Consider the following 13,195-nt stretch of genomic DNA (forward strand, 5'->3'; position numbering starts at 1 on the left):
ACTAACCAAACCGCCCGGTAATGTAGTCCTCGGTCTGCTTCACCTTCGGCTTGGTGAAAATCTCGTCCGTATTGCCATACTCAATCAATTCCCCCATGAACATGAACGCGGTGTTGTCCGACACCCGCGCGGCTTGCTGCATGTTGTGGGTCACGATGATCACCGTGTACTGCGCCTTCAACTCCGTAATCAACTGTTCGATACGCCCGGTGGAAATGGGGTCGAGCGCGGAGGTCGGTTCGTCCAGCAGCAACACCTGCGGACGTAGCGCAATGGTGCGCGCGATGCACAGTCGTTGTTGCTGACCACCGGAGAGGCTTTGTGCGCTCTGGTTGAGTTTGTCTTTGACCTCATCCCACAGCGCGCCGCCGCGCAGGGCTTGCTCGACGCGGTCATTCATTTCACGGCGCGAGAGTTTTTCATGGTGGCGCACCGCGTAGGCGATGTTGTCGAAGATCGACATCGGAAACGGCACAGGCTTCTGGAACACCATCCCGACGTGGCTGCGCAGGCGATTCATCGAGTAGCCGGGGGAGAGGATGTTTTCGCCATTGAGCAGCACTTCGCCGCGCGCCTCCTGCTTCGGGTACATCGCGTAGATGCGGTTGAACACGCGCAGCAACGTAGACTTACCGCAGCCTGAGGGGCCGATGATGGCGGTGATGCGCTTTTCCGGGATATCGATGTCGATGGATTTCAGTGAGCGTTGGTTGTTGTAGAAGAACTCCAATCCACGCACCTGGATTTTGGTTTTTCCGTGAGCAATATCGGTGGCGTCCATCAGTGAGACCTATTGCGTAAAAGGATCAGGCGAGATGCCAGGCTGAGCACCAGCACGAACAGCGTCAGGACCAAGGCTCCGGCCCACGCGAGCGCATGCCAGTCATCGAACGGGCTCATGGCGTACTGGAAAATAACCACCGGCACGCTGGCAATCGGCTTGAGCAGGTTGCTGCTCCAGAACTGGTTGCCGAAGGCGGTGAACAGCAGGGGCGCGGTTTCCCCGGTAATCCGCGCCAGGGCCAGCAGGATGCCGGTGACCACACCAGCCTTGGCCGCTCTCAGCACGATTTGCAGCGTCAACTTCCATTGCGGCACACCCAGCGCCAGCGCAGCCTCGCGCATCGTTGAGGGTTGCAGTTGGAGCATTTCATCGGTGGTGCGCACTACCACCGGAATCACCAGCAAAGCCAGGGCCAAGGCACCGGCGATGGCGGAAAACCCGACCTGATGGTTCGTGAGCAGGTTCAGCGGCAGGATCACGCTGGTGTAGATGAATAACCCCAGCACAATCGACGGCGCCGACAGCAGGATGTCGTTGATAAACCGCACCGTGGTGCCCAGGCGCGAGTGGCGGGCGAACTCCGCCAGCCAGATGCCCGCCATCAGCCCGATGGGCGTGCCGATCAACAACGCGATGGCAGACATTAGCGCGCTGCCATAAAACGCATTGGCCAGCCCGCCTTCAGTGCCGGGCGGCGGGGTCATCTGGGTAAACAGGCGCAGGTTGAGGGCCTGGAAGCCATTGATAAGGGTCGTCAGCAGGATCCACGCCAGCCACAGCAGACCGAAGGCCGTAGCCCCACAACTGAGGAGCATGGCCACGCCGTTTTTAAGCGCGCGTTTGCGGTACAGGCGGTCATTGGCGCTCATAGGCCTTCCTTACGCGACAGGCGCATCAGCAGCAGGCGTGCCAGTGCCAGCACCACAAAGGTCACGATAAACAGCAAGAAGCCCAAGGCGATCAGCGCGGAGCGATGCAGGTCGGTGTAGGCCTCGCTGAACTCGTTGGCGATGACCGACGCAATGGAGCTGCTGGGCATCAACAGTGAGGCGGAAAATTGCTGGGCGTTACCCAATACGAAGGTCACGGCCATGGTCTCGCCAAGGGCGCGGCCCAAACCGAGAAAAATACCGCCGACTACCGCCGAGCGGGTGTAGGGCAAGACGATGTCCCACACCACTTCCCAGGTGGTGCTGCCCAAGGCGTAGGCCGATTCTTTCAATGGCGTCGGCACACTGCGAAACACCTCGTGCATCACCGAGGTGATAAACGGCATGATCATCACCGCCAGCACGATGCCGGCGGTGAGCATGCCAATTCCCAGCGGCGGCCCCTGGAACAGCGAGCCAACAAAGGGCAGGGCGCCCAGGTAGTCATTGATATAGGGCGACAGGTGTTCGGCCATGAACGGCCCGAACACGAACAGGCCCCACATGCCATAGATGATCGAGGGAATCCCGGCGAGTAATTCAATCGCCGACGCAACCGGCATCTTCAGCCATGGCGGCGCGACTTCGGTGAGAAAAATCGCAATGCCAAAACTCACCGGCACCGCAATCAGCAGTGCCAGAAATGAGGTGACCAAGGTGCCGTAAATCGGCACCACGGCGCCAAAGTGGTTGTTTACCGCATCCCACTCGGTGCTGGTGATAAAGCTCAAACCAAAGGTTTTGAACGCCAAGCCACCGCCCCAAAGGGTCGAGGCCGCAATGGCCCCCAGCAGCACCAATACCAGCATGGCTGCGCCGAACATCGAGCGTTTGAACCACAGATCGTGGCGTTGATCGCGGGTGGCACGCCGGTCGCCCGGTGTCTCGCCTGCGTGAGTCGTCATAACCAGTGGATGGACGGTGTCATTCATATCAAATGTGCTCACCGCCTCCCTCAGCGCAGAGGAAGGCGGTTGTAGGGCGAATCAGTTGGCGAAGTCAGACTTCCAGTAAGCTTCGATGCGCGACACCAAGGAGTTCGGCAGTGCTACGTAGTCCAACGCCGCGGCCTGTTGCTGGCCTTTTTCCAGTGACCATTTGAAGAAGCTGAACGCCGCCTGGCTTTGCTCGGCATTCTTGGGCTGCTTGTACATGATGATCCAGGTGGTCGCCGTGATCGGCCATGCGCCTTCGCCTGGCGCGTTGGTCATGATCAGGTTGAAGTCCTTGGCGTTGGCCCAGTCGGCAGTATCCGCAGCCGCCTGGAACGCCTTGGCGTCAGGTTTGACGAATTTCCCCGACGCGTTCTTCAACTGGGTGTAGGTCATCTTGTTCTGCAGGGCGTAGGCGTACTCCACAAAACCGATGGAGTTCTTGATCTGCTTCACGTAGGCCGAAACGCCTTCGTTGCCTTTGCCACCAACGCCGACCGGCCACGGCACGGTGGTGCCGAAACCGATCTTGGTTTTCCAGCTGTCACTGACTTTGGCCAGGTAGTTGGTGAAGTTGTACGAGGTGCCCGAACCGTCGGAGCGATGCACCACGGTGATGTTCGCCACCGGCAGGTTCAAGCCAGGGTTAAGGGCGGCGATGGCCGGGTCGTTCCAGGCCTTGATGTCACCGAGGAAAATCTTCGCGAGCACGTCGCCATCGAGTTTCAGCTGGCCTGGCGCAATACCTTCAACGTTCATCACCGGCACGATGCCGCCAATCACGCTGGGGAATTGGCCCAGGCCGCCGGCTTTGAGGTCATCGGCCGACAGCGGGGCGTCGGAGGCGCCGAAGTCAACGGTGGCCGCCTTGATCTGGGCGATACCGCCGCCGGAACCGATCGACTGGTAGTTGATGCGATTGCTGGAATTCTTGCTGTAGTCCTGCGACCACTTGGACAGCACCGGGTAGACGAAGCTGGAGCCCGCGCCGGTCACGTCAGTGGCGTGCGCCACGCCGCTCAAGCACAGGGTAGCGAGCAAAACAGACAGTCTTTTTTTAGTCGGCAACATCACGACAACACCTCAGGGGAAGGGTAAGTGGGTAGGTCCACCTGTCCGGGACGTGACGATTTAATTCCTGAGATATGTCTGTTTAATGACGGTTTGGGTTTATGAAGAAACATTTAGAAATGTATGCGGCGGTGGAAGACGGCTTACCCGCGCCCACCGCCGCACTGTGACTTAGTTAACGCGCTGATCAATCCCGGCCTGCAACTCCTGGCTATCACTGTGCCCGCCGACCCTTAGCGGCCCGAGGTTGAAGGCTTGATCCTTACGCGTGGCGTCGTCCTGTTTCTGGGTCAATTCATCCTTGGCTCCCAGCACCAGATTGACCGGTGATTTCGACAGGTTCAGCCCCACATCGGCTCGGTAGTCGCTGCCGGCCAACGTCGTTGCCGTCACTTTGGAACCACCGAGGTCGACCTTGCCCTGGTCCGCGCTGATCCGCGCGCCCGTCAGGCGGGTTTCGCCACTCACCTGCAGGTTTACGCCCTGCGTACCGCGGATGCCCGATGCTTGAGTGACGCTGTCTTTCACCCCATGGCTGACGTCCAGGTTCAGCGTCGGGGTGTAGGACGTGTTGCCGCTCTTGTCGCCGAACAGCACGCTTTCGGCGGTATTGGCCACCGAGCTGCCGGTGGTGTTCTTGCCGCTGACGGCGTAGCTGTCAGTGGTTTTTGGCCAGACCTTTTCCTTGAGGTCCGACAGGCGAGTGCCCACGGCATCCTTCTTGTCCGCCAGGTAAGCCTTGGCTTTGTCCACGCTCGTACCGAAGGCGCCACGGGGCTCGGGGTTCACGTCGTAGCTACCGCTGCGGGTGAGTTTTTCGCCCAGGCGTTCCTTGGCGTTACCAACGCTGTTGACCACGCTGTCCTTGGCCGAGGCCAGGTGCTCGGTGCCCTTGTCGACGGCGTTCTCCAACTTGTCGCGATGCTTGTCGAACGCGCCCTCGGCCTTGGCTTGCACCTTGTCCTTGAGCGGTCCGCTGGCCTTGGCCAGTTTGTTGACCACGCCGGGTTGGTTTTTCTCGACATCAAGTTTGGCGTCGACGTTGACCTGGGTGCTGCTGACTTGATCCTTGCGGCTCTCAACGACGAGGTCGCCGCCGACATTGCCACTGACCTGCTCGGCTTCAATCCGCGCGCCGGCCAGATGGGTGTCACCGGCACTGTTGATCACCACCTTATTCGCCTTGATCAGGCTGTCGTGCTGGGTGGTGCCTTGCAGGTGATCCACGTCGACCTTGGCCCGCGCATTGATGCCGTGCTGGGTCTTGGGGGTGTCGTGTTCACCGGCGTCGGCCAGGGTGGTTTTGCCGCCGCTGCCGCCTGCGCCCAGGGTCACGCCCCAGCTGTTATGTGCCTGGGTCGATTGCGCCGACTCTTGCAGGATACCGCCGTTTTGCGCCTCCAGACTGACGCTGTCCGCCACTACCTGAGTGCCTTGCAGGTGGATGGCATCCGCCGCGTTGGCGCCGCTGGTGAGGCTCACCTTGCCGTTGCTGTGCAACTGCCCGACGCTGACGCCTTGGTCGTTTTCGGCGACTTTGCCGATGTTGAAGTTGGCGCTCAGGCTGCCGGTGGTGCTGCTGCTTTCGGCGCTGTTGGTCTTGCCGGCACCGACCGTCAGGCCGCCGCCCAGGTTGCTGCCGCTGCTCACGTGTGTATCGGTGGCTGCTTGCAGGTTCAGCTTGCCGCCAGCGTTGAGGCTGATGTCACCGGTCTTCGCGGTGCTGCTGCCGACCTGTGTGCCTTGCAGGATCATGTCGCCACCGCTGCTGAGCTGGATCGGGCCGTTGCCCTGCAGCGTCGCGACACGCGCCTGGCTGTCCTGGGTGTTCAGGCGCTTGTTGTCCAGTTGCACACCGGCACCGAGGTTGACGTTTGTACCGTTGCTGCCCGGCGCCGTGCCCACGGTCAATGAACCGCTGCCGCGCAGGCTAGTGTTAGTGTTGCTCTGGGTATCGTTGGCCTGGTTCAGCGCCAATTCGCCACCGGCTTTGAGGTTGATGCCCGCCTGGCCGCCGTTGAACTGGCTGCCTTCATAACGCGCGTCGCCTTGGGTCTCGATGTTCACACCCTGGGCGCCGGCGTAGCTGCCGACCACCGCTGTGCTGCTGGCCTCGCGCACATCGCTGCTGCCGCCTGCGCCATTGCCGCGCACGTTCAAGTCTTCACCGGTAGTGGTGTAGACGCGCACGCCCGCTTTGGCGTCAACGCCTTGCTCGCTACTGGTGTGGGTGTTGGCGGCGGCGGTGGCGAGGTGCTCGCCGGCATTGATCTTCAGCCCGCCCTCAGTGGCGCGGTATTGGGTGCCTTCATCCTTCACGGTGTTGGCGACATTGACCTGCACCGTGCCACCACTGAACTGACTGACCACGGCAGTGCTGTCCTGCTGGGTGCGGGTCTTGTTGGTATGGCCGATTTCCACATCGAGCCCGACATTCGGTTGCTCGAAGGCATCCAGCAGGCCTGGCTGATGGAATTTGGCCTGCGCCACGCCTTCGACGGCTTTTTCGATAGGCCGGGTGATGCCTTTGTATTCGACATTGGCGCCGACGTCGGCGGTCCAGCCGTTCTCCTTGTGGGTACCGGTCTCGGTGTTATGCGCCGCCTGGTTATCGACCTGGGCCGCGTTGACCTGCAACTCAGAACCGGCCTTCACCTGCGCGCCTTGGCTGGTGAGGGTGTTGCCGGCGTTGATCGTCAGGGTGCCGGCCGACGCCACGCTGCTGGTTTGCGCCGTGGTTTTGTGGCTGGTGTCATTGCTGCTCTGATGGCTGAACTGCGCACCATTGCCGGCTCGGTCCAGGCCGCCGGTGTAGTACACGCCGCCAGCGGTGGTGGTGGTGTCGGTTTGGTTGCGGGTGCTGTCATCGGTCGCCAACAGCTCGACGTTCTTAGCGCTCACGGTCGCATCGCCCTGGGTCGCCTTCAGCTCGGAACCCTTGATGCTCACGTCGCCACCGGCCGTGACGGCCAGGCTGCCGCCACTGAGGCTGGAAGCTTGCTGCTGGGTGGTGTCGGTCTTGCTGGTGTGCTGCTGGTCTGCATAGTTCACACCCGCGCGGTACTGACGGGTGCCGTCGGCGGTTTCCTTGGCGTAGCCATCGAAACCCCGCGTGTGAGTGCTGGTGGTGGTGTCAGAGGTGTTTTCAGCCGACGCGACCTTGATGTCACCTTTGGCATCCGCTTGCAGTTCGCCTGCCGCTGAGACCTTGGAGCCGCTGACGCTGATGTCCTTGGCGCTTTGCAGTTTGAGGTTGCTGTCCGAGCGCAGGTTGCTGGCGACGACGGTGCTGTCCTTGAGGTTCTTGCGGCTTTCATCCTTGGAGATACCAAAGAACTTGCTGTCGTTGCTGTAGCTATTGTCGTGGGAGGTGTCTTGTACGCCGTCGATCACCAGTGAGCCTTTGTCGCTGATGACGCTGGCCTGTTGGCCACCACGCGCCTGGCTGCCGCTGATGCGCACGTCGTCCGCCTTGACGATCAGCTTGCCGTCGGCGTTGACCTTGCTGCCGGTGTTCAGGGTCTTGCCCTTATCGCCATCGCCGTTCTTGCCGAAGAAGCTGCCGCCGGTCAGGTCGCCGGAGTAAGCGTTGTCGCGGCTGCTCTGGGTACGGCTGGCGCTGGTGATATCGACTTGCCGGGCGGCCAATTGAATATCGCCCGCAGATTTCAGCTCGGCGCCCTGCAGCTGCAGTTTTTGCTGGCTGGTCAGCTCCAGGGTTTTGCCGGCCTTGAGGCGGCTGGTGACGCTGCGCTGTTCGTTGCTGGACTTGTCCCAGTTGGCTTTCCACAGGTGCTTGCGATGGTTGCCTTGGTCGCGGGTTTCATGGGTTTCGGTGGCGGCACTCAATTGCAGGTCGGCGCCGCTGTTGACGCGCAAGGCCTCGCCCGCTTCGACCTGGCTAGCCTTGATCTCGGTCTTGGCGCCGGACGACAGCGCGGCATTCTGCTGCGCGACGACGTTTGTACCGTGCTGGCGCGAATCTTTGTCGGTGGTGGTGCGGTCATAGGTTTCGTAGGTGAACAGGAAGTTGCTGTTGTTCCACTGTTCACGTTTTTCCTGGAGCTTGCGGCTTTCCAGGCTGCTGAGGGTGAGGTTGCGGCCGGCGTCGAGCTTGACGTTGCGCCCGCCGACGTCGGTGGCGGCGAGGCTCAAGTCCTTGGCGCTGTGCAAGTCGACATCGCCCTGGCGGCTCTGCACACCGGCGCGGGTGGCGTCGAGGCTGTCGGCGTGGACCTGGCCGCTGATATCGAGGTCGCCGGCGGAGCTGACCTTCACCCCGTCACGGCCCTCGACTTGCACCGCACCTACGCGCACACCGGCCCCTTCGGCGGTGCTGATGATGTTGATGCGGCCGGCCTGCATCGCTCCGAACAGACGGGCGTCGATACGCTGGTCTTGGGTTTTGCTCGCCGGGTCGACCTGGCGCACCTGGCCGCTGGCGTAGTCGACCTGATTGCGGCCGACCGTGAGGTTCAATTGGTCACGCGCACTGAGGCGCCCATCGCTGTCGATGCGCGGCGCAATCAGGTTGATCGAGCCCGCGCCGTTTTGCAGGCCCTGGCCTAGCACCGTCAGTTGGCCGCTGGCATCGCGCGTGTTCAAACCTTGTAGCTTACCGTCGTTGAGCTCAGGGCGGCCCACCACCAAGTTGGCATTCGGGGTGTTGATGAAACTGCCGCCGTTGACGGAAATCCCGTTGGGGTTGGCCAGTACATAATCGGCGGCCCGGCCAAAAATCTCCTGGGCGCCATTGATGGCCGAGGCGTTGCGGCTCACCACCTCGTTGAGGATCACGCTCGCCGCCTGGCCCTGGAACTGCGGGTTGGCCGCCAGTTGCCCGGCGAGTTGCGATTGGCCGGCCTGCAAGGCGTTGTTCAACACCACGCCCTGGCGGTCGACGTTGTAGTCCAGGAACTGGTTATGCGACAGGCCGCCGGCATTCGGGGCGACGATGTTGACGATCGGCACGCCGCCCTGGTTTTGCAGTTGCGGGGTGCCGCCAGGCCCTTCGACGACGGTCAAGCCACCGGCCAGCACCAGCTGCGGCAGCAGGAACAAGCTGGCGATGGCCCAGCGCAGTTTGCCCTGGGGTGAAAGGTGAAACGTATGGATGTCAGTCGGCATAAATAAATTCGCTCTGTGTTGGCTGATCCGCGACGTGCGTTGTTCGTTGCAACGCTGCTGAGGTGGTCAGGTACTGCGGTTAACTCAGGCTAAACAGGTGTTTGCTCATATCTGTAGGCTCAAGCGCGTCAGCCAGACCTCCGGTTCCTGGCCAAACCCTGTGGGCGTGTTGAGGTTGCGTTGGTAATCGAGGTCCAGTTGCACGTTTTTCCAGCTCAGGTTGAGCCCGACACTGGCGCCGCTCAGGCGCTGGCTTTGGGCGCCGTGTTCGCGCTTGAGCCAGCCGTTGTCCAGGCCCAGGCGCGGGGTGATTTTTACCGGCAGGTTGCTGCTCAGCGGCAGGCGCAAGGTGTTGCGCCATACCGCTCCGATGGCCCCGGACGCGCTGTTTTCGCGGTAGCCCCGCACCGCCGAATCGTCGGTGCCCAGCAGTTGCTCGATGGCAGGCAGCGCATCCGGGCTGTATTGCGCCGACAGCTGGCTCTGCCACTGCCACGGTTGGCCCAGCCATTGGCCGTTGCGCCATTGGGTGAGGTTGGCGCGGTATTTATGGAACTGCGCCTGGGGCAAGTTTTTTTGCGTTTGGTCAGCATCACGGTCGGCGCCGAACCACGTCAGGCCTTGGGCGTAATTGACGTCGAGGTTCCACACTGCGCTGTTGAGCCAGAACAGATTCAGGCCAGCCTCGGCCACTGTCAGCGTCGGGCTCTGGATGCCTAAGCGAACCTTTTGCAGGTAGCTGTCGACGTCCTTGTAGGCCAGTTGCAGGTTGGCGCTGAGTTGATGGCCCTGGTCGCGCCACAGCACGCGGTCAGTGCGCAAACTGACCTGGTCGGTACGGCCGCTGTTATAAAACGTGGCGCGGCTGAGCTTGAACGGCGAGCGGTATTCGGTATGGCTGGCGAACAGGCTGTAGGTCCAGTACCCGTAAGGGATGGAATAAAACACGCTGTTGCTGCGGCTGTAGCGCGGCCCGTGGTTGAGCGTGTCGCTGAAGCTCAGGTTGAGCGAATCATTGAGCTCCAGCGGGCTGTCCAGGCTTAGGTTGATGGCATTGCGATCACGCCCCGTGCCGGCACTGCCGAGGTTATCCACCCCCAGCCCCAGCGCCCAGCGCGAGGCGCTGCTGCGTGAGCGCAGGATGATGCGCGAGGCGCCGGGCTCGCTGCCGGGTGCAATGTCGGCGGTGAGGTCAACCGAGCGCAGGCGATTGAGCTGGTCCAGGCCTTGTTCCAGGTCGCGCAGGTTCAGCGGCTGGCCGAGCATCCCGGGAAACGCCCCGCCCAACGACACTGGCAGGCTTTGGTCGGCCAGTTCGATGGCTTCCAGGTAGCCTTCTTCGACGTGAATATCCAGCGGTTGCCCGGCAGCGGGCGTACTGATCAGGTACGGGCGGCTGGCGATATAGCCAGCCTCGACATACAGCCGGGTGATCTCGGCCAGCAAGCGGTTGATCTGGGTGACGCCCATGCAGGGCGCGATGTAGGGTTCGATGCGTTTGTTTAACTCAGCCTTGTTGAACAGCGTTACACCGGCCAGACGCGTGCCGCTCAGCGGCCAGCAGCGTTCATCCTTGGCGATGCCTGCAGGCGAGGCCGGGGTGGCCGGTTGCGTACCGAAGCTGCCTCGTTGCATCTGCCGCTGGCGCTGCTCGAGTTGTAATTGCTGCAGGTCGCGTTGCTGTTGCTGCTGTAGGCGCAAGGCTTCCTGGCCTGACTGTTGCTGCTGTAGGCGCAGGGTTTCCTGGCCTGGCTGCGGCCCCTCGGCGGCGGCCGCTGGCAACGTGCAAAGGCAGAGCAGGGCGACGCCCAGTTCTCGCAAACACCGCTGATGTTGGGTTGAGGGCTGATTCGGCACTCGACATCCTTAACGTAGAAATTCACACGACCCACGAGCTCACTGCCAAACCGTGAACTCAGGGCTTGTCGCACTTGAGTCATCTTTAAACGGTTTGTTACATGGGTTGTAGGATTTATTACATAAAACGTGATGAATTCCGCGTTATTCAGTAATAAATCGCACAAATATGGTGCAAGCCTAAACGCCAGGCTTCTTAAGAGCCTTGGTTTAAAGGGTTTTAGCAGGAGGGGGCATAGCGATGGAGGGTTTCGATTGTTGCAGGGAATTTGTTTAATCGCTCTGTTTACTCAAAGCTGGCACCGATCTTGCCAAAAGATCCAGCCTGACCGCTTAGCCTTTTGTCTTCAGGTTCAAGCGGCTGTTGACGACTTTGTGCAGTCGCACGGCCAATGCCTGGGTGAGGTAGGATTTTCGCAGCGGCACAATACGCTGGGCCCATCCCTACCGACGCACCCGTGAACGCCATATTAGGCTTTTGAATCCATTCGATATTCTGTAGCCTTGCGCAGCTTCACCGTGCTTGATGAACACAATCACTTCGTCCGGCGGCGCCCGAAGGGCTCCAGAGCCGGTGGTACACTCGACTTTCGCGCAACTGCGCCTGCAGGTCTTGCGAACATGACGCAAATTTCCGAACGCCTTCTGGTTCAAGCTCACCTCGACGCCAAGCAGCCCAAGGCGCTCAGCGCCGAAGAAGAGACGCGCCTGCGTGCCGCCATCGCCGCCGAGCTCAAGGCTCAAGACGCGGTGCTGGTCGCCCACTTCTACTGCGACCCGGTGATTCAGGCCCTGGCCGAAGAAACCGGCGGCTGTGTCTCCGACTCCCTGGAAATGGCGCGCTTCGGCGCTGCCCACCCGGCCAAGACCGTGCTGGTTGCCGGTGTGCGTTTCATGGGCGAGACCGCCAAAATCCTCACCCCCGAAAAACGCATCCTCATGCCCACCCTGGAAGCCACGTGCTCTCTGGATCTTGGCTGCCCGGTGGATGAGTTTTCGGCGTTCTGCGATCAGCATCCCGAGCGCACGGTGGTGGTGTATGCCAACACCTCGGCGGCGGTCAAGGCCCGGGCGGATTGGGTTGTCACCTCCAGCTGCGCGCTGGAAATCGTCGAAAGCCTGATGGACAACGGCGAAACCATTATCTGGGGCCCGGACAAGCACCTGGGCACGTACATTCAACGCCAGACCGGTGCCGACATGCTGCTGTGGGACGGTGCTTGCATCGTCCACGAGGAGTTCAAGTCCAAGCAGTTGGAGGACATGAAGGCGCTGTACCCGGATGCAGCGATCTTGGTACACCCGGAGTCGCCGACGGCGGTGATTGAATTGGCGGACGCGGTGGGTTCCACCAGCCAACTGATCGCGGCGGCTCAGCGTTTGCCGAACAAGACGTTCATCGTGGCGACCGACCGCGGCATCTTCTACAAGATGCAACAGTTGTGCCCGGACAAGGTGTTTGTTGAGGCACCGACTGCCGGCAACGGCGCGGCATGCCGCAGTTGCGCGCACTGCCCGTGGATGGCGATGAATACGCTGGAGCGCACGCTGCAGTGCCTGCGTGAGGGCAGCAACGAGATATTCGTTGAGCCGTCGGTGATTCCACAGGCGGTGCGGCCGCTCAAGCGCATGCTGGATTTTACCCAGGCTGCGCGCCTGAAACTGGCTGGCAATGCCTGATGCAGCCGTAAAAACGGTCAAACTGTGGGAGCTGGCTTGCCCGCGATGAGCATGGGTATCTACGCAACTTTTTGTGTTGCGCTAAGTTTTTGACGGGGTTGTTAGGTAGATGTGAGTACATATCCGTTGCTGCGGTAACGGCTGCTTAGGGTTCCGCTCTTACAGCGGCTCACTTTTGGAAAGACCCAAAAGTAAGCAAAAGGTCTTCGCCCCACCACTCGGTGCCTCGCCTAGGCTCGGCATGCCCTCACTCCGGCTTGAATCCGTGGGCCGCCGCCATGGGCCATCCTTGGCCCATCGCGGCTAACCCGGCGTCCTGCCGGGTTACCCACGGATTCAAGCCTGCGTTCGGCCATCGTGGTTTAACGGGGCGCCTCAGATCAAGATCAAAAGCAGATCAAAAGCAAGAGCACGGCGGCCTAGTAGCCGACCTGAGTGGTAGAAGCAAAAGCAGGGCAGAAGCAGAGCAGAAGCCTATCTAGCTGATGTAATGAGATCCCACATTAGATTGAGTTCAGTTTCAAATATCAGGTCGGCTGTCAGGCCGGCGTGCTCTTGCTTTTGATCTTGATCTTGATCTTAGGCGCCCCGTTAAACCACGCTGGCCGGAGTGAGGGCACACCGAGCCTAGGCGAGGTGCCGAGTGGTGGGGCAAGAGCCATTTTGGTTACTTTTGGCTGGGCCGGCATTCCGGGCTCTTTTCCAAAAGTGACCCGCCGTAAGGGCGGAACCCATAGCAGCCGTTACCCAAATAACGGATATGTACCCAGCGCCCCCACGACAACCAAAGAATTCAACCCATATAAAGATGTGTA

General features: G+C 61.0%; 7 protein-coding genes. 1 reads left to right on the top strand and 6 read right to left on the bottom strand.

Going from position 1 to position 13,195, the window contains the following annotated elements; genetic code table 11:
* Window position 1 precedes the first annotated feature (1 nt).
* The 6 genes from pstB to FW764_RS18905 all read right to left on the bottom strand — a co-directional run bounded on the left by pstB (window position 2) and on the right by FW764_RS18905 (window position 10,700).
* Window positions 2-781, bottom strand: coding sequence for a phosphate ABC transporter ATP-binding protein PstB (pstB, locus tag FW764_RS18880; protein WP_446435161.1), 780 nt, complete (start codon window positions 779-781; stop codon window positions 2-4).
* Window positions 781-1,653 (bottom strand): phosphate ABC transporter permease PstA, encoded by an 873-nt coding sequence (gene pstA, locus FW764_RS18885; RefSeq protein WP_446435162.1) that lies wholly within the window; start codon window positions 1,651-1,653, stop codon window positions 781-783. The genes pstB and pstA overlap by 1 nt, the downstream gene beginning before the upstream one ends.
* Window positions 1,650-2,645, bottom strand: coding sequence for a phosphate ABC transporter permease subunit PstC (gene pstC, locus FW764_RS18890; protein WP_446435163.1), 996 nt, complete (start codon window positions 2,643-2,645; stop codon window positions 1,650-1,652). The genes pstA and pstC overlap by 4 nt, the downstream gene beginning before the upstream one ends.
* 54 nt (window positions 2,646-2,699) lie before the next feature.
* Window positions 2,700-3,716: a phosphate ABC transporter substrate-binding protein PstS gene (pstS, locus tag FW764_RS18895; protein ID WP_446435164.1), complete on the bottom strand. Its 1,017-nt coding sequence runs from the start codon at window positions 3,714-3,716 to the stop codon at window positions 2,700-2,702.
* A 171-nt stretch (window positions 3,717-3,887) separates the two neighbouring features.
* On the bottom strand, window positions 3,888-8,843 hold the full coding sequence (locus tag FW764_RS18900; protein WP_446435165.1) for a hemagglutinin repeat-containing protein: 4,956 nt from the start codon (window positions 8,841-8,843) through the stop codon (window positions 3,888-3,890).
* A gap of 105 nt (window positions 8,844-8,948) precedes the next feature.
* Window positions 8,949-10,700 carry a ShlB/FhaC/HecB family hemolysin secretion/activation protein gene (locus tag FW764_RS18905; RefSeq protein ID WP_446435166.1) on the bottom strand — a complete coding sequence of 584 codons (1,752 nt, stop codon included), beginning with the start codon at window positions 10,698-10,700 and terminating at the stop codon, window positions 8,949-8,951.
* 621 nt (window positions 10,701-11,321) lie between these two features.
* Here FW764_RS18905 and nadA point away from each other — a divergent pair.
* The gene (gene nadA / locus FW764_RS18910; protein WP_242152259.1) at window positions 11,322-12,380 is read left to right on the top strand and encodes a quinolinate synthase NadA; all 1,059 of its coding nucleotides are present in this window, start codon (window positions 11,322-11,324) and stop codon (window positions 12,378-12,380) included.
* The last annotated feature ends 815 nt before the right edge of the window (window positions 12,381-13,195 follow it).

This window comes from Pseudomonas sp. 1152_12, assembly GCF_052850675.1.

Coding starts and splice junctions, on each gene's coding strand:
- pstB (WP_446435161.1), bottom strand. CDS start 781: ATGGACGCCACCGATATTGCTCACGGAAAAACCAAAATCCAGGTGCGT.
- pstA (WP_446435162.1), bottom strand. CDS start 1,653: ATGAGCGCCAATGACCGCCTGTACCGCAAACGCGCGCTTAAAAACGGC.
- pstC (WP_446435163.1), bottom strand. CDS start 2,645: ATGAATGACACCGTCCATCCACTGGTTATGACGACTCACGCAGGCGAG.
- pstS (WP_446435164.1), bottom strand. CDS start 3,716: ATGTTGCCGACTAAAAAAAGACTGTCTGTTTTGCTCGCTACCCTGTGC.
- FW764_RS18900 (WP_446435165.1), bottom strand. CDS start 8,843: ATGCCGACTGACATCCATACGTTTCACCTTTCACCCCAGGGCAAACTG.
- nadA (WP_242152259.1), top strand. CDS start 11,322: ATGACGCAAATTTCCGAACGCCTTCTGGTTCAAGCTCACCTCGACGCC.